At 55.9% G+C, this 17,439-nt stretch carries 18 protein-coding genes; 6 read left to right on the forward strand and 12 right to left on the reverse strand.

All coding sequences use genetic code 11. The features are described from left to right. Positions 1-11: 11 nt before the first annotated feature. The 6 genes from ATO67_RS17795 to ATO67_RS17820 all read right to left on the reverse strand — a co-directional run bounded on the left by ATO67_RS17795 (position 12) and on the right by ATO67_RS17820 (position 5,852). Complete coding sequence (locus ATO67_RS17795) at positions 12-1,499, reverse strand: HAL/PAL/TAL family ammonia-lyase (protein ID WP_067652390.1); 1,488 nt, start codon at positions 1,497-1,499, stop codon at positions 12-14. A gap of 95 nt (positions 1,500-1,594) precedes the next feature. Then, complete coding sequence (hutC, locus tag ATO67_RS17800; RefSeq protein ID WP_082760317.1) at positions 1,595-2,338, reverse strand: histidine utilization transcriptional repressor HutC; 744 nt, start codon at positions 2,336-2,338, stop codon at positions 1,595-1,597. A 103-nt stretch (positions 2,339-2,441) separates the two neighbouring features. After that, the gene (locus tag ATO67_RS17805; protein WP_067652394.1) at positions 2,442-3,356 is read right to left on the reverse strand and encodes an ABC transporter substrate-binding protein; all 915 of its coding nucleotides are present in this window, start codon (positions 3,354-3,356) and stop codon (positions 2,442-2,444) included. Between the two features lie 53 nt (positions 3,357-3,409). Then, positions 3,410-4,096: an ABC transporter permease gene (locus ATO67_RS17810; protein ID WP_067652396.1), complete on the reverse strand. Its 687-nt coding sequence runs from the start codon at positions 4,094-4,096 to the stop codon at positions 3,410-3,412. Continuing rightward, the gene (locus tag ATO67_RS17815; protein ID WP_067652398.1) at positions 4,093-4,743 is read right to left on the reverse strand and encodes an ABC transporter permease; all 651 of its coding nucleotides are present in this window, start codon (positions 4,741-4,743) and stop codon (positions 4,093-4,095) included. Before ATO67_RS17815 ends, ATO67_RS17810 begins: the two co-directional genes overlap by 4 nt. After that, positions 4,740-5,852, reverse strand: a complete 1,113-nt coding sequence (locus ATO67_RS17820) for an ABC transporter ATP-binding protein (protein WP_067652400.1) — start codon at positions 5,850-5,852, stop codon at positions 4,740-4,742. The genes ATO67_RS17815 and ATO67_RS17820 overlap by 4 nt, the downstream gene beginning before the upstream one ends. Positions 5,853-6,426: 574 nt before the next feature. Here ATO67_RS17820 and ATO67_RS17825 point away from each other — a divergent pair. The 5 genes from ATO67_RS17825 (at position 6,427) to ATO67_RS17845 (ending at position 9,410) form a co-directional block, all read left to right on the forward strand. After that, a complete protein-coding gene (locus ATO67_RS17825) occupies positions 6,427-6,993 on the forward strand; it encodes a YceI family protein (RefSeq protein ID WP_067652402.1) in 567 nt (188 codons plus the stop codon). 118 nt (positions 6,994-7,111) lie between these two features. Next, positions 7,112-7,504 (forward strand): COG4315 family predicted lipoprotein, encoded by a 393-nt coding sequence (locus tag ATO67_RS17830; RefSeq protein ID WP_067652468.1) that lies wholly within the window; start codon positions 7,112-7,114, stop codon positions 7,502-7,504. A 5-nt stretch (positions 7,505-7,509) separates the two neighbouring features. Then, positions 7,510-8,016: a sigma-70 family RNA polymerase sigma factor gene (locus ATO67_RS17835; protein ID WP_067652403.1), complete on the forward strand. Its 507-nt coding sequence runs from the start codon at positions 7,510-7,512 to the stop codon at positions 8,014-8,016. Then, the gene (locus ATO67_RS17840) at positions 8,013-8,792 is read left to right on the forward strand and encodes an anti-sigma factor family protein (protein ID WP_067652405.1); all 780 of its coding nucleotides are present in this window, start codon (positions 8,013-8,015) and stop codon (positions 8,790-8,792) included. The genes ATO67_RS17835 and ATO67_RS17840 overlap by 4 nt, the downstream gene beginning before the upstream one ends. A gap of 3 nt (positions 8,793-8,795) precedes the next feature. Next, positions 8,796-9,410, forward strand: coding sequence for a cytochrome b (locus ATO67_RS17845; RefSeq protein WP_067652407.1), 615 nt, complete (start codon positions 8,796-8,798; stop codon positions 9,408-9,410). Positions 9,411-9,519: 109 nt separating this feature from the next. On the opposite strand, the gene ATO67_RS17850 is transcribed toward ATO67_RS17845, so the two are convergent. The 6 genes from ATO67_RS17850 to ATO67_RS17875 form a co-directional block, all read right to left on the reverse strand. Beyond that, complete coding sequence (locus ATO67_RS17850) at positions 9,520-11,118, reverse strand: metallophosphoesterase family protein (protein ID WP_082760318.1); 1,599 nt, start codon at positions 11,116-11,118, stop codon at positions 9,520-9,522. Further along, positions 11,118-11,840 (reverse strand): glycerophosphodiester phosphodiesterase, encoded by a 723-nt coding sequence (gene ugpQ / locus ATO67_RS17855; protein WP_067652409.1) that lies wholly within the window; start codon positions 11,838-11,840, stop codon positions 11,118-11,120. Before ugpQ ends, ATO67_RS17850 begins: the two co-directional genes overlap by 1 nt. Before the next feature lie 12 nt (positions 11,841-11,852). Continuing rightward, positions 11,853-12,962 (reverse strand): ABC transporter ATP-binding protein, encoded by a 1,110-nt coding sequence (locus ATO67_RS17860; protein WP_067652411.1) that lies wholly within the window; start codon positions 12,960-12,962, stop codon positions 11,853-11,855. A gap of 5 nt (positions 12,963-12,967) precedes the next feature. Continuing rightward, the gene (locus ATO67_RS17865; protein ID WP_067652412.1) at positions 12,968-14,032 is read right to left on the reverse strand and encodes a carbohydrate ABC transporter permease; all 1,065 of its coding nucleotides are present in this window, start codon (positions 14,030-14,032) and stop codon (positions 12,968-12,970) included. Further along, complete coding sequence (locus ATO67_RS17870) at positions 14,032-14,943, reverse strand: carbohydrate ABC transporter permease (protein ID WP_067652414.1); 912 nt, start codon at positions 14,941-14,943, stop codon at positions 14,032-14,034. Before ATO67_RS17870 ends, ATO67_RS17865 begins: the two co-directional genes overlap by 1 nt. 67 nt (positions 14,944-15,010) lie before the next feature. Continuing rightward, positions 15,011-16,384 carry an ABC transporter substrate-binding protein gene (locus tag ATO67_RS17875; protein WP_067652416.1) on the reverse strand — a complete coding sequence of 458 codons (1,374 nt, stop codon included), beginning with the start codon at positions 16,382-16,384 and terminating at the stop codon, positions 15,011-15,013. 93 nt (positions 16,385-16,477) lie between these two features. Here ATO67_RS17875 and ATO67_RS17880 point away from each other — a divergent pair. Beyond that, positions 16,478-17,439 (forward strand): ROK family transcriptional regulator (locus ATO67_RS17880; protein ID WP_245304019.1); only part of this gene is annotated, 962 nt, incomplete at its 3' end.

Here is a 17,439-nt window from a genome sequence, read left to right on the forward strand (position 1 = left end):
TCCTGATCGCATCAAGCCGGTGGAGCATGCTCACGTAGCAACATCCTGGCTATCTCGATATCCAAGGAAAGTGGTCTGTCGTCCGCGTAAGTCTGGAGGTGTTTTCGAAGCGCATCGTAGAGCGCATTCGTTCCAGCCGCCCGCTCTGCAACGCTTTCGAGGAAATCATGTGCCTGCACTCCGGCCATCCATTCGATGGCCAGAATATATTCGGCATTGTCGAGAAGCGCGAGTAGCTTGTTGGCCGCGGCGGTGGGATGAGCCAGAAAATCCTCTTGCAAACCCGATGTCAGACCGCCATCGGTGGAAGCTGGCGAGGCGAGGCGTCGGTTGTCTGCGACAAGGGCTGCGGCTGTGTACTGCGCGATCATGAAACCGGAATGGCTTCCGGCATCGGTGGCAAGAAAGGGCGGCAAGCCACTCACAAGAGGATTGATCAACCTGTCTATGCGGCGTTCACTCATTGCGGCAATCTGCGCTATAGCGATTGCGAGACTATCCGCTGCCTGACCAAGTGCAGGCGCAACAGCATGGGCCTCCGACGCGACAATGGGATGCTCAGGTGTCCCGAGGATCGCGGGATTGTCTGTAACGGAGGCAAGTTCGCGGTCAACGATGGATGCGCAGACATCGAAGACATCGCGCGCGGCACCATGTGCATGCGGAACTGCCCGCAAGCTCAACGCATCCTGCGTTCGCCTGCCCTGTGCCACCGCAATCAAACCGCTACCATGAAGGCGGGACCGAATTGATGCACCGACGGTCGCGATACCCTTCGAAGGGCGCAGTGCCAAAATGGTCTCATCAAAAGCCCCAATCTGACAACCCGCCGCTTCAAGCGTCAACGCCGCAATAGCGTCCGCCCAGTCGAGCAGATGGATGGCGCGAGCGAGCGCCACGCTCGATAGGCCCGTAGCACAGGCGGTCCCGTTGACTAGGCTCAACCCCTCCTTGGCACCCAACACCAGCGGTTTAAGACCCATCGCGTCCAAGGCCTCTCGACCACTGAGCGTGCGACCACTGAGTTGAGCGCGGCCCTCGCCGATCAGGACAAGTGCGATATGTGCGTTATGCGTCAAATAGCCTGCCGAGCCGCGCGACGGCACGTGGGGAATGCAGTCGTGCTCCAGCAGCATTGTCAGATGCGAAACGATTTCGCGCCGGACGCCAGAATGGCCGTGGGCAAAATTGGCAACCTGCGCGGCGATGATAGCTCGTACTTCACGAGCGTCCAGCAGTGGACCGACACCGCAGGCATGACTGAGGACGATGGAGTGTGAAAGTTGGCCTTGAACCGTGCGATCAACCACCGTATCCGATAAAGCGCCCACACCGGTATTGATACCGTAGGCACGGACACCGCTCGCAATGATGTTGTCCACGATTAGGCTTGCCAGATCGATTCTTGAATAGGCTGCCTCCGAGAGGGAAAGCACCTCACCTTCGCTGATGCGCGCAACGGCGCGCCAGTCCAGCCCGTTATCCAGAAGAACGGTCATGAGGTTTTCCTAGCGGATGCTGACGGCAATGCGAGAGGCGGCAGGACGTTTTCCATTTTTGAAACCTGTGAGATCGGCGGGTGTTAGCCCAAGCATCAATTGCTGCTGTAAAGTCGATAACGACTGCCAGGATAAAGGAGACGAACGGAGGAGACGACGCCCTTGGCCGACCACGTGCGACGACGCACGAGCAGGCAGGGTTCCGTTTTGGAGATCGCCAGAAGCTTGCATTCCCAAGCCTGCGCGCCAACTGCCTCGATATGCTGCTCCGCCCTGACGAAGGGTGCTACTTCGGTCAGATATCCGTTCGGCGTAACGTGGCTGAAATCCTGATTTATGTAATCGGGCACGCAGTCGGGATTGACAAAACGATCTTCGATTTGCACCGGAATGCCATCTTCGGCATGCACGATGATGGAATGCACGGCAAGACTGCTGGCTGGCAGGGCAAGCGCGTCGGCCAAGTCAGCATTACAGGTCTCTGTCTGAAGAAGAATGACTCGTGCGCTGTAAACACCGCCGTTCCGGCGGATCTCGTCGGCAATATTGGGAACACTTTGAAACTGCGATGTCAGTTTTTTTGTGGCGACGAACGAGCCTTTACCCCGCACTCGCACCACAAGCCCTTCATCGGCGAGTTCACGCAAAGCCCGGTTGGCCGTCATCCGGCTGACACCAAGAATTTCAACCAGTTCGTTCTCGGAGGCAACGCGCTGGCCAATCTTCCACTCACCAGTTTCGATGCGGCTACGGACATAGTCTTTCAGTTTGACATAAAGCGGCGCAGCGTAACCTTCCTCGCCCTGCCCGTCATCGGCATTCTTATGTACCAGTGGCATCATTTCCTCGGAGAGTTTCTGTGCCGCGATCCATCGTCATGAGCTCACCCATATTCAAAATCAGTGGACAAGGGCGCGGCGAGTGTCGCGCCCTTGTCTATGATCAATTCAGTTTGTGTTCGGTAAGCCAGTCACCAGCCACGACATCGAAGCTGTCATGGTTGGCCAGACGACCGTTCATGACGACGAGATCCTTGGTTGTCAGCGCGGCAGAAACAGCATCGAGCGTCTTTGTCACGACGTCGCTGACTTTCGGTGTGGCAATGACAGGAACGATGTTCTGAGCAGGAAAGAGGTTCTTGACGTCATCCAAAACGACGAGATCGTTTGCGGCGATGGCAGGATCGGTCGAGAACAGGTTTGCTGCCTGCACCTGACCGTTAACCAGTGCAGATAATGTCAGCGGACCGCCAACGTCGAGCGACTTGAACGACTGGAATTCAAGACCGTATAGTTCCTTCAGGCCAATGATACCTTCCTTGCGTGTCTTCCATTCCGGCGGGCCGCCAAGCACCAGTTCCGAAGCAACGGGCGCGAGATCGGCAATCGTCTTCAGCTTGTATTTCTCGGCTGTAGCACGCGTCACGGCAACGCTGTCAGAATCCTGTGCGGCGGACGGTGTAAGCATCGACACACCCTTCGGCAAGGCTGCCTTAAGGGCCGCCGCCACATCGGCTGGCGAATGGGCTGTCGCATTCTTGTCGAGATAGCTCATTGTCGCACCGGCATATTCCGGTAGAAGATCGATCGATCCGTCAAGCAGCGCCGGAATGTAAACCTCGCGGCTACCGATGTTTAACTTCGTCTCGACCGCAATCCCCTTGGCGACCAGCGCCTTGGCGTAAATCGTTGCCAGAAGCTGGCTCTCCGGGAAGTCGGCGGAACCGACGATAATTGTCTTCGTATCGGTTCGCGCAGCGGTGGGTTCTGCCAGCGGATTACTTTGGGCAAACACCGAAGCGGCAGAAAGGGCCATGAGCGCGAACGCGCCAGCGGCGGTGGAAATCTTGAATGCCATGCGAGCTTCTCCTTTGAGGTTGAATAATCGTTGGGCTAGAAAAACATGCTATTCTAAGAATGATTCCGTTTAAGACGGCGCGTCAGACCGGGCGAAACGGTGAACCGCGATATGATTCCGATTACGAGATCGACGGTCAGCGCCAGAACCCCAACGAGAACAGCACCGGCTGCCATCTGGTAATAATCGTTCTGCGCCCGTCCATCGATGATCAACCGACCAAGCCCACCGAGGGAGACATAAGCGGCAATCGTGGCTGTCGAAATGATCTGGAGCGTGGCGCTGCGCAGGCCGGAGAAGATCAGCGGCAGCGCGCACGGTAGCTCGACGTCGAACAGGATATCCAGAGGACGTTTTCCCATGCCGCGTGCAGCATCTACCGCTGCCGGGTCGACAGCCGCAATACCGGCATAACTCCCGGTCATGATCGGCGGCACGGACAGAAGGACAAGGACGATCAGGCTCGGTACGATAAAGGCCATATCAGACGCGAAGACAGGACCGAACAGGATCACGAGTAAAGCGATAAGGCCGAGGCTTGGAAGCGAGCGCAAGACATTTGCCAGACCGGCGATGAAAACGACGCCACGCCGGGTGTGCCCGACATAAAGCCCGACCGGTAAGCCGATCAGACAGGCCAACAGGAGTGCGGCAGAACTGTAAGCCAGGTGCTGGACGACCAGAACGATAATACCATCCGATCCCGTCCAGTGTGCAGGGTCTGTGAACCAGTCAATCATCGCTCCGCACTCCTCGGCTGCCAGGGTGTCAGGCGGTGCGCGATGAACAAAACCAGCCCATCCAGAACAGCTGCTAGAACAATGCAAAGAACGATGCCTGCAATGATGGGCGTCAGGAACCGCAACTGAAGCCCTTGCGTAAAGAGGAGGCCAAGCTGCGGCGTACCGACGAGCGCCGCCACGGAGACGATACTGACATTGGACACAACGGCGACACGCAGTCCGGCGGCAATGACCGGAACCGCGAGCGGCAGTTCCACGAGCAGCAAGCGCGCCGCGCGGCGATAACCCATGGCATTGGCTGCCTGAAGGACATCTGGAGATACCGAATCCAGGCCATCGTTTACAGTGCGCACGAGAAGCGCCAGCGCGTAGACCGTCAAAGCGACGACGACATTCAACGGATCGAGGATTCGCGTTCCAAGGACAAGCGGCAGGAGAACGAACAGCGCGAGCGACGGAACTGTATAAAGAAGCCCGGCGGCACCCAACAGTGTAGAGCGAAACAAACCGGCGCGCTGCGCAAGCCAGCCGAGCGGCAACGCGAGAAGGAGACCGATAACAACCGGGATGACGGAGAGGCCGAGATGCCAGACGAAGAGTTCGAAAATCCGTCCGGATTCACGGTAGAGCCAATCGAACCTCATGGCTGCCCTCCGAATCGCCCGACGCGCGCAGCATCGATGGCGGCAACCACGTCGGCGAGTGTCACTGTGCCTATAAATTCACCCGATGATCCCACGACTACGCCCCGGCCGGAAGGGGAACTGAGCGCGGCGTCGAGCACATGCCGTAAACTGCTGCCTTCCGGCGCCAGAGTTCCACTGAGATTGATGTCTCCATCCCGCAGCGGCTGCTTCAAACCCTGTGCATCGGCCCATCCGATGGGACGCTTTTCGGTATCTGTCACCAGAACCCAGCGATCAATCGCAACGCTGCGAAGGGCTTCCGGCGTCGTACCGAGCAACGCTGTCGGTTCCGCGCCAAGGGGGACTGTCGCGTGGAATTCGGCGAAACTCAGAAAGCGATAACCCCTATCCCGACCTATAAAATCTGCAACAAAGGCATCGGCCGGACGCGCCAGAAGCTCCTGAGGCGTGGCGATCTGCGCAAGCGTACCGCCCGAGCGCAACACCGCCACCTTATCGCCCAGCTTCAAGGCTTCGTCGATGTCATGGGTTACCATGATGATCGTCTTGCCCATCTCACGCTGCAAACGAAGAAACTCGTCCTGCAATTGAGAGCGAACGACCGGATCAACCGCGCTAAACGGTTCATCCATCAGCATGAACTTGGGATCTGAGGCAAGTGCGCGTGCAACGCCGACACGTTGCTGCTGGCCGCCAGAGAGCTGCCATGGATAGCGATCAGCGAAAGCGGACGTCAGCCCGACGCGCTCAAGAAGCTCATGCGCCGTGCGAAGAGCTTTCTGCTTAGGCGCACCGTTGAGGCGTGCAGTGGTCGCGATATTCTGTACGACTGTTCGATGCGGGAACAGGCCTGCGTGCTGGATAACATAGCCAATCCGACGCCGCAGCACGGCAACATCCATGCTCTCGGTCGGTTCTCCGTCAAGAAGGATGTACCCGGAGGTTTGTGTGATCAACCTGTTGATCATCCGCAACGACGTCGTCTTGCCACAGCCTGAAGGACCAACGAATACAGTCAGCTTTCCTTTCGGCGCTTCGAGAGACAAGCCGCTTACCGCCTTGGCCGCGCCCGGATATTGCTTGGTGACATTGTCGAAGACGATCATGCAATCTCTCCTCTCGTCAGGGGCCACCTCGAATTTCGTCGGCCACCTCACTCAATAAGTTGTCTATACAATCACATGAAAACAAGCTCCACAAGACGTTGGATTAAATTATTTGCGTTTTGCAAATTGATGAATATTTGTGCGCGGAAATTCCATGATGCTGATCGGAGCCCCAAGCTTTTGCGAATATCAGTCTCGATCTGCTACTGCGCGGCACTATTTTTCTCGCACTTGAATTGGGGAAGCGACTGTATTTTGTTTTTGCGATTTTTCCTCAGACTACGTCTCGAAACACAACAGCAGGAACGTGTTGCTCGAAAAACTTCGAGACTGATGGGGTCCGCGGCGAGCATGAGCGGCCCTGAAGGGAAGACATGGACCAGTTTTCACAATTATGGGGGCTCGAAAACGTGAGGTTTCGGGAACGGTGCCATGCCTGCACCCTCCGCGGCCTGCTTGTTAGCGCCACACCACGATTCGCAAATCGAAGACATAATATTCCGACTGAGGATTAAATCCGCAACGGAGGTGTTCTGTTGAATGAGGTTACTTATTCAACAATGGAGCAACTGCGGTGAGATATACTCATTATGCTATTTTTCTCGCTATAACGCTGGCATGCGCGCCCGCGTTAGCCGATCCACTTTCTTCCGCCGCCGGGCGCTATAAAATCGACCCGGCGTCTCATATCGGGTTTTCTATCGAGCAAGTTGCGGGGCCGGGAATAAAGGGTACCATTCAGGATATAACGGGGCGGTTTGACATTGATGCCGACCAGCCAGCAAAGTCCTATGTGGAGATCAGCCTCAACCCCGCCAGCGTTAAGACGGGGCAGGCGCGGGTCGAGAGCTTTTTGACGTCAAGTGCGGTGTTCAATATTGCCGCCTATCCTCAGATCACATTCCGCTCCAAGAGCGTCGTTCAGGACGGTCCTCGTAGCGCGCTCGTTGAAGGAATTCTTACGGCACGCGGTGTTTCGAGACCGGAGACATTCTACGCCACATTCATGGACCAGAAAACCGGATCGGTCACCTTCCATGTCACCGGAAACATTCCGCGCTTGCCTTATGGTATGGGCATCGGTGTGCCGCTGTACTCTAACACCGTTGCGTTCGACATGGACCTGAAAGGCGTAAGATAAGTCGCGATATAAAATGTGTCAGAAAAATCAGCGCGGCGGGATTAAACGCCAATGGCTGGTGTTCTGGTCATTATCGGACATCCTGTCCGACTCGTCTTTCTCTTCAAAGGACTATGTCATGCGTGCACATCATCTTCTTATCGCAGGTCTCGTAACACTTGCCACCGGCACTGCCGCCCTTGCCGAACCCTATGCGGGCGGCGCGGTTGTCGAAACAGAAACGGCGCAGGGCACGATCATGACCGACGCTCACGGAATGACCCTCTACACGTTCGACAAGGGCACCGATGGCGCATCTGCCTGCTATGATGCCTGTGCGAAGAAATGGCCGCCGCTTGCAGCCACGAAGACGGACAAGGCCGATGGCGATTACAAGCCGATCGCGCGCAAGGATGGTACCATGCAGTGGTCCCATGAGGGAAAACCGCTCTATCTCTGGCAGATGGATAAAAAGCCGGGCGATGTCACCGGCAATGGCGTCGGCGGCGTGTGGCATATAGCTAAGGAATAGCAATCATGCCAGATTTTCTGGATGAGATGACAAAGAGCGTTCCGGCCCTTCGACGTTACGCGAATGCGCTCACGCACAATCGCGATACCGCTGACGATCTCGTCCAGGATTGCCTGGAAAGAGCTATCCGCAAACAGGCGCTCTGGCGGCCCGATGGTCCATTGCGGCCGTGGCTCTACCGCGTGCTGATCAATGTCTGGCGCAACAACCTGCGCAGCCGCAGTCGGCGGCCCGCGCAGGTGCCGATTGACGATGTTGCAGACCAGCTGTTCGTACCGGCCGCCCAGACCGGCCGCGTAGCGCTTGCGGAAATGGCGCGCGCTATCGAAACGCTGTCCGCTGAACATCGTGAGGCACTTCTCCTCGTCGTGGTCGAAGGCTTCAGTTATGCAGAGGCGGCGCAGGTACTCGAAATTCCGTTGGGAACACTCATGTCACGATTGGGTAGAGCCCGCTCTTCCCTTGCCCGAATGACCCAAGAAGACCAGCCCAATCTCAAGGTGATAAAATGACCGGCAGCCAGCCGCAGATAACCGAAGCGGATCTCATTTCTTATGTCGATGGTCGACTTGATGACCAACGCCGCAATGCCGTTACGGCCTATCTAGATTCCAATCCCGCAGATGCACGCAAGGTGAAGGCGTGGCTGGAGCAAAATGCAGCCCTCACGGCGCTTTATGGCCGTCTCGACGAAGGCGCGTTGCCCGCCAATCTCGATATCGCGCGGATGGAGCGTCGGGTGCGATCGGAGCGTGCTCACTGGCGCAATCTGGCAGCAGCATCGATACTTGTTCTGGCTATTGGACTGACTGCGGGCTGGTTCGGGCATGGGTTCATACAGCGAAACGATGAAGAAACCCGTTCCATCATTACCGCCGCCGCACAGGCGCATAGTTTGTTTGCGAGCGAGATTCTACATCCTGTCGAGGTCCGGGCAAACGCCGAAGATTCATCAAACTTGCAAAAATGGCTGATGAAAAGGCTGGATCGGAAGTTCAACATTCCAGACCTTGAAAGTCACGGCCTGCAGCTGGTAGGGGGACGAGTGTTGCCAAGCTCGACCGGGGCTGCGGCCCAGCTCATGTATGAGGACGCGACCGGACAGCGCGTAACGCTCTATATCGTTCCGGCCTCTGATTCCGAAGATACCGCGATGCGCCGCACAAACGTGGGTGCACTCGAAACAGTCTCATGGGACGACGAAACCATACGTTGCTCACTGGTGGGCAATCTCGACCCCAAGCGCATGGATGCCATTGCCAAAGAAATGTATCAGCAGTTGAGCTAGCCAATGAACAATCTTGATGTGTCTTCCTCCACCACACCCACCGATGAAAAACGCTGGCAAAGCTCTGCGAAAAACTATGGCTTGATAGCGATCATTTTCCATTGGACAATTGCGCTTCTGTTCATCGCACAGCTTGCGCTTGGATACTTAATGAGTGGCGATGACGTCGATCCTGCACTTCAGTTCAACCTGTTCCAGTATCACAAGTCTGTCGGGTTTGTTGTGCTGGCGCTCGCGATACCGCGCGTTATATGGTCTGTGTTGAGCAGGAAGCCGCATCCTCCCGCTGGTTCGGGTAGGGCGGCAAATATCGGTGCGCGCGTCACTCACGCCTTACTTTTATGTCTTACCGTGGCGGTGCCCCTTGCCGGTTGGGCTGTTGCTTCTACATCTCCGCTCCAGATCCCCCGCTACGTTTTCGATATTGTTGTTGTCCCCGGGTTGCCACTCGAAATATCTGATAAATCTGAGGCCTTGTGGACCGGTGTCCACGAAACTCTGGCGTATCTGGCAGCGGCAATTGTCCTTCTTCATGTCGCTGCTGCGTTGTGGCATCACTTCATCCTCAAGGACAGAATCTTCCGCCGCATGACACCAAGTCGTCCGGAGAAAAAATAGAGGCCTCTTAAAAAATCCGCCGGAGAATAACGTGAAGCACAAAGGCGACGGCGATCGAGGCTGGCAGCGTCGGTACCCAGACCAAAATAATCGGCGGCACCGATTGTGACTATGGCCACGACCTGGACAATCTGTGGCAAAGATCACTTTGAACAATCATTTTCCTGAGTTCAAATGTCCCGTCGAAACAAGCGAAAAACCGCTCTAGAAAGACGTGGCTGACAGGATCACTCTCCACCTGTCCACACGCTTCAAGCGCGCGTCCCAGATCAAGATAAAAGTCGCTACGATCCGGCGGGATATCCTGGAGCGCTAATTCTCCGCCTGCGCGGAGAATGTAATAATCCTCCATCATGATACGAAACGGTTGCGACACCACGCTCGACCATTTTTCCATAACTGACGACAGTTCTGCATACCCGATGAAAAGATGCGATATCGGTTGATCGAGATAGATAATGAGATTTGGTGGCCAGTCGTTCGGGCAATGTTTCGTCGCGACCAGATGCAATAGGTGCAAACGCAGGAACTCTGAGTAAGTCGAACAGGCAAGTAACGGCGTGCTGATGGGGTTATTAAAATCAACAATCTGATTTTCATAGGCGGAAAATCCGATATCAAATCCCTTGGTTTCTTTCAAATGCACCGTGTCGGGATACACGACACCGTTTTCGATCGTGACGATGATATATCCACCCGGATAGGCGACAGGGGATGGTACCGCGAGGTTTATCAGACTATTGAGCTCAATGCGCCCCGCCACATGCATGTGGCCACTGAAATGCCATCGGAGCCCCGCCTCTGCCAGTCGCTGGCTGCTCTTTAGCGAAGGCATACGCTCATGCCAGTCCGGGGTGCAGGCGCAACGCACAGTCTCACCCTCACCCGTCAGAGCGAGTGGAAGGGCTGGATAATGCGAAAATGCGAGAAGTGTCTTGCCCGTGCGAATAGCGCGTTCTGCCACGTCAGATATCCATGTCAGGATATAGGGGCGTTCTTCCAATATGTGATCCCAGGCAGCATCGGAACGGACCTGCCACGTGCCGTTGACCCTGTGGAAGACGTTGGCGTCCAGCATCAAAAGCCACAGTCCATCTTGAGGCTCGATGAGATAAGACGCGTCCAGGCACGTTGCATCGCTGCGTTGACGCCGTTGATGTTCCTGGCCACTACAATTGACGAAAGGCGTCTCCCAGTGTCCTACTCCCTCGGGCCGCCCGACGCCATAATAGGCCATGGATTTCATCGCGTGATCCGTCGACATTCCCAGCATTCCGGCTTGGATAACGGCCGGTGTTTTCGCGCGCTCATCGCTCGTTACCAGGAGAGGGTCGTGCCCATCGGCCTTCGTCAACCACTTGGCCTGATGGCGCGGCTCTGGACCGAAACAATCGTGATTTCCAAAGGTCACGAAAAACCGCATGCCATGGCTGTTTTCGTATAAAGACAGAACCTTTTTCAACGCCGCAACGGCATCCATCTGACCATCGTCGGAATAGTCACCGAGAAGAACGACATCGCGGATGCCACGCCTGACAATATCGTCAAGCACGGCAATGAACGCAGCATGGCTTTCATTGAAAACACGCGTTGAGGCCATCGTGTCGGCAAGTGTTCGCAGGGCTACCTCGCCGCTCGCTTCTTCCAGCATGCCGTAACCGCCGTAAAGATCGTGCAGGTGAGCGTCCGCAACGACTGCGATTTGCATCAGGCAGCTTCTCCACGCAATTCGCGTCGGGCGGCGTCAAACAAATCCGGACGATCAAGGTTGATGTAGTCAACACCAGCCTTTGCGATCTCGCGGTGAATAGCCGGATCATCACCGCCATAATAGGTCATGACCTCGAGACCTGCCTTGCCGCACGCTTCCAATATGCCGGGGCGACGCATCTGCTCTACGGTAATTTCAATGATCGACGCGTGGTGAACGGCACCGGCCAACGACGGTGATTTCGCGATGTTGAGCGTCATCATTTTGCGGAATTCCGGGGCAATAAGTTGAAGGTCGCGCCGCATTTCTTCGGAAAACGAGAAGTAGAACGTGTCACGCACCATGCCGAGGTCACGCACCAGCGCCACCACCTTGGCGGGATCGCAATATTTCAACTCGATATAGACGCCAGCGCGACCGCGAAGATGTTCCAGATAAGCATCGAGCCGTGGGACGATGGCGCCCTTGAAATCGTCTCCGAACCAGCTTCCGGCATCAAGTGCATCGATTTCTGTGGACCAGACGTGGCCAAGCGAGCCGGTGGCGTTGGTGGTGCGGTCCAGCGTTTCATCATGAAAAACATAGAGTACGCCGTCGGCGCTCTCTCGCACATCAAGCTCGATATAGTCTGCACCGTGCTCTATCGCGAGGTCGGCGGCAGCAAAGGTATTTTCCGGCGCAAAGTGGTTGGCACCGCGATGGGATACGATCTTGGTCACGAGAAAATCCTGTCAGTTTGCTGGCTCGAGCGTTCTCGCCCGGATATTTTGATGCGATACATGGGCGTGTAGATTGGTGATGCGATTGCCCGATACGTCGAAGAGAAGCGTGATGTCCGACTTGCAGGAGATTCCGACGGCATCACCGGGCGCGTGCCGCACCGCCTCTCCATATTCCAAAGCGTGGATGGGGCCTGCAAGAGTATCGATGGTATAGAACACCTCCCGACCCATTGGCTCAACGGTAGCGATCTGACCCTTCAATGCCGCTTCTGCATCCGAGATGAGACTGATGTCTTCCGGCCGCAAACCGAACGTCACCTCACCATCATATTGAACGTTGAGGTCGAGCGATGTCTCACCCAGCCGCAGGCGGCGACCGGCCGCTTTCCCTTTAATCCGGTTCATGGGCGGCGTACCAATAAAGCCAGCCACAAACAGATTGTTGGGACGACGATAGAGATCATCCGGCGTGCCGATTTGCGCGATCTCGCCATTGTTCATGCAGATGATCCGGTCCGCCATGGTCATCGCTTCGATCTGGTCATGGGTCACGATCAGCGTGGTGAAACCCAGTCGTTTCTGAATGCTTTTCAGCTCCGCACGCATGGTAATCCGCAAGGTGGCGTCGAGGTTAGACAGCGGCTCATCCAGCAGAAGGATATTCGGCTCTTTCACCAACGCCCGGGCAAGTGCCACACGCTGCTGCTGACCACCAGACAGTTGCGACGGGCGTCGGTCCAGCAGCGCACTGATCTGAACGAGGCTTGCCGCCTCCTCCACCCGCTTTGCGACTTCTGGCTTGTCAATGGTTTTGAAGCGCAGGGGAAAGGCGATGTTTTCCCTCACGGTCAGGTTCGGATAGAGCGCGTAGGACTGAAAGACGATACCGACATTGCGATCGCGCGCGTCGACACTGTTGACGTTGTGGCCATCGAAAGCGATCTGTCCTGCGGTGGGGGCGTAAAGGCCTGCAAGAAGAAACAGCGTCGTGGATTTTCCGCAACCGGATGGCCCAAGAATTGCGACGAACTCCCCGTCTTCGATGGTCAGGTTCATCGGTTTCAGAACCTGGGTCTCTCCCCAGTTCTTGGTGAGTTTATCGAGAGTGATCTTGGCCATGGCAATTATCCCTTGATCCCGCCAAAGCTCATCTGGGTGATGTACTTCTGCGTGAAAGTGTAGAGGAGCAGCACAGGCAGTAGATAAATGATGCCGACGGCGGCGATCATGCCGTAGTCTGCGCCCATATTGTCCTGTGCGACGAAGAAGAGGTAGAGGCTCATTGTCATCTGACTTTTGTCGATGAGCAGCGTCTGGACGAAGACATATTCCTCCCAGCCCTTCAGGAATGTGAAAGTGGCAACCGCGATCAAGCCGCCGCTGACCTGCGGGAGCACGATCATGCGAAACGCCTGGGAGCGGGTGGCACCGTCCGTCACAGCGCTCATTTCGATGTCCCAGGGGACGTTATCGAAAAAGCTCTTGAGCACGAAAATGGCGAATGGCAGTTCCAACGCGCTCAGCACCATCACCACGCCCGCGAGATTATTGAGCAGGCCCATATAGTGAAGCTGGATGAAAATCGCGACGGTCAGCGCCAGTGCCGGAAAGGCATGCAACATCAACAGACCACGCAGAAAGGTCTCGCGACCGGCGAAGGCGAAGCGCGACAGGGCATAGGCCGCCGGCGTCGCCACGAGCGTGACGATAACTGTCTGGCTGACAGCGAACACGACGGAGCTTCCGAATGCCGACCATATGGAAGGCATCAGGTCCATTTTGGTGGTGCCGGTGCCAGCAATATCGCGGTTCCAAAGGAAGCGATAATTATCGAGCGTCATGTGCGGGAGCAGAAAAATCGTCACCAGAATGACAACAACCAAGCAGAGTGCTGCCCATGAAAGGGCCGGTTTGCGCAAACGCTCTGCCAGAAGTGCAAGTGCGATTGCGCCGAGATAAGAAACGCCCGCAATGGCAGATGTGCGCCAAAGAACGATCCGGCTGACCGCTTCGTCAGACAACGTCAGCGACTTTACCAGCAACCAAAGGTAAGGCAGCAGAACCGGCACAGAAACAATCGTCAGGAAAAGAATGATAGCCGACAGAAAACCCGCTCTGTGGACTGCACCCCGGCGTTCGAGGCTGACCCAGTCAGCAGAGGAAACGGCCTTGGTCTGAATGAGTGTCATCACAACACCTCTATCTTTGGAGCCGCAAAAGTTGAGCTCATGTTGGTGACGCGCCAGTGCAGCAACGTGACGACAACCCCGATAACCATAAAGCCCAGCGCCAGCGCTGCACCGTAAGAATAAGCGCCGTTTTCAAAGGCGCGGCGATAGATGTAGAGGGCATAGGGCGTGGAATCGTAAACCGGTCCACCACCCGTGATGAGCAGAATATATTCAAAAGTCGTCATCAGCGACAGCGCCTGATAGATGGAGATCAGCCGTATCGGTTGCGAGAGTGCGGGAGCCACGACATGCCGCAAGACGCCCCATTCACTGGCCCCATCGACACGCGCCGCATTGGCAAGATGGGAAGGGATGGAGCGGATCGACGAAGTCAGAATGACCATGGCAAAAGATGCACCAACGACGCCATTTGCCAGAATGATGAGGAACAGCGGAAAATCGTTGCGCAGATTTATCGGCGGCAGACCGAACGTGCCTGTGACTTGATTGAGCAAGCCCGAAGGTGACGGATCGGCAATCCATATCCACAAGATACCATAGAGCACGGCCGGGCTCATGCGCGGCAACAGCCACAGGCCGCGGAAAAAATTGCCGAGCTTGTCGGGTATTGCTGTTGATGTCATCGCCAATAGCGCACCGAGGCCGATATTGAAAATGAACAGGGTCGCGGTGACATAGATAAGCGTTGTCAGCAGAACCATTGGCATGCGCGCATCGCGTTGAACGATGCGTTCGAAATTCTGGAACGTAAAGTGGCCGACGCGCAGGTTAGCGCCCATATCGGTAAAGGCGATGACCGCATTGACAACGATCGGCGCTAGAAAAAATACGGCAAGCAACGCGATGGCTGGCGCGAGATAAAGCATAGGCCGGGCCGGACGGCGTGGTCGAAGCTGGAATTGGGACATTGTCGTGGACCAGTGAAAACAAAGGTGCCGCCCGGTAACAGCCGGGCGGCAGGGAGAAGATGCGGGATCAGTTGCTGGCCGAGTCGCGGATTTCGATGTCCTTGCCGAACTGCAGTTCGAGCTCATCGGAAATGAAGTCAACAGCCTGGGCCGCCGTCATCTTACCGGTCTCAACCGCCTGCAAGCCGCTGAACAATACCTTGTTGTAGCTGCCGAACTGCGTATGATTAGGCACGAATTGGGCATGCTCCATCATTGGCGAGGCGGCGGACAAAACCCAGTTGTCCTTGTATTTCGGCATCGCTGTCTGTGCGTTGCTGATAGCCGTGTGGAAAGACGTCACGGCATGTTCGTTGTTGAAGTATGGCAATGTCGCAAGCGCTACGAGATCGGCGGCGATGTCGGCATTCTTGCTTTTGGCGTTGACCGTGTAGAGCAGCGGATGAGAAAGGTTAGCGGGCTTCCCACCCTTTTCAGCGGCAGGTGCAGGAATCCAGCCGATCTTGTGGAAATAGCCTTCCTTATCGTTTGGCCACGTCGCACCATTCTTTTCACCCACCTGCCAGGCTACCGCCCAGACACCCTGATGGAAGATGAAAGCCTTTTCCTGCTTGAAGGCACCCTGAATAGCCTCCCAGCTCATGGCCGTGTTATCGACAGGGGTAACGCCTTCCTTGGCATTGCGCTCATACCAGCTCAATGCCTTGGTCATCTCGGCCTTGGGGAAAACCAGCTTACCGGTTTTCTCATCCATGAACTTCACGCCATAGGACTGAAAGACCATCAGGTAATCAATACCGACATTGGGGCGGTGCAGCATGCCGTATTGCGCAGCTTTGCCATCAACCACCTCTTTTGAAAGCGCCGTCAAATCATCAAGCGTAAACTCACCCGCTTCGACTTTGGCAGGCAGGCCCTCGATAAAGGCTTCATCCTTGCCGATTTTGCGCAGCATGTCCTTGTTGTAGAAGAACATACGGATTTCAGCGTCTTGAGGAACGCCATAAATCTTGCCGTCCTTGGCCTTGGCCGAATTCCACAGCACCGGCAGGATATCGCCGTAAACCCAAGGCGCAGCGGCAATCCGCTCATCCATCGGCAAGGCGTAACCGTCTTCAGCAAACTGGCCGATCCACTCGTGAGCTACCACGTAGATATCCGGACCCTGACCAACGGAAAATGCCTTCAAGGTTTCCAGTGCCAGATCGTCCCAGCCCTTAACAGCACTGTTGTTGGCTTCAATGACGATGCGCTTGTCAACGCCTGCGGACTTGAACTGCTCGTTCATGATCTTTGCCGCACCTTCAATGTTGGTGATGCGGCCCGGCGCTGTCTTATCGGCGAGTGTCGAGAGCTTGATGGTGATGTCTTCTGCATGCGCAGCGCTTGCGACGAGCGCAGACATCGCCGCGGAAGAAAGGAGAGCCAGAAATTTGTTCATGGAGAATAATCCGATTGAAAGTGATTATTTAATTAAGTTGCTTAAGTAATAGATTTATGACATCGCGTTTTTAATTATCCGAAGGACGTCACGGTGCTAAAACGACATTCGCCCCTGGTCGGTATTGGCAATACGCAGGCCGCGGTGATCAATCATCTTCGCCGCAAGGGTGTGGCTTCACGTGCGGAGATCGCTGAGTTTTGCGGCGTTACACCGGCAGCCGTGAGCATGATGACCCGCGACCTGATCAAGCGGGGCATTATCATCGAAGGTGCAAGGCGCCACGGCGGGCGTGGCGCACCTCACATCGATCTGATGCTTCAAGGCAATGTCGGCTACGCCCTTGGCGTCCATGCCAACCACTATTCTCTAACCCTGACCTTGCTCGATTTTTGCGGCGAACGAATTGGTGAACATCATCTGGACGGGCCATACGAGGCATTCCGCAACGTTGAGAAAACTATAAATGACAGCAAGGCCAGTCTTCTTGCGTCGTACGATGTCGACGAAAACCTGCTGCTTGGTGCAGGCGTGGCAATGCCGACGCGCTTTCGTCAGGGTGCAACAAAACTCGATCTTGCCGACGAAGTGATTGCCTGGGCGGGGCCCGATCTCGCTTCGTCTCTGCGCGAAACGCTTGGTTGCCCCGTGATCATTGAAAATGACGCAAACGCAGCGGCCGTCGGCGAACTTGCCTTGGGAAACGCCGCCGGACACGACAATTTTGCATATTTGTATCTGGCGGAAGGCATTGGCAGCGGTCTCGTCATCGGCGGCGAACTTTATCGTGGTAATCTGGGAAATGCTGGCGACGTCGGCGCGCTTCGCCCACGGGGCCTCTCACGGCCCTCATTCGCCGATTTAGCGGCCTGGTGCGAGACCTCTGTTGGGACCATACCGACAGGCCGCTCCCCGGACCAATGGGGTATCTATCTTGAAAACCACGCAAGCGTGTTGGACGCGTGGCTTGAACGGGCAGGACCTGAAACCGCCCGTCTCGCCTTCATGATTACATCCGTTTTGGCACCTTCGGCGATCTTCATCGGCGGCACTCT

This window comes from Agrobacterium bohemicum, from assembly GCF_001562555.1.
In the GTDB taxonomy this organism is placed as follows: domain Bacteria; phylum Pseudomonadota; class Alphaproteobacteria; order Rhizobiales; family Rhizobiaceae; genus Agrobacterium; species Agrobacterium bohemicum.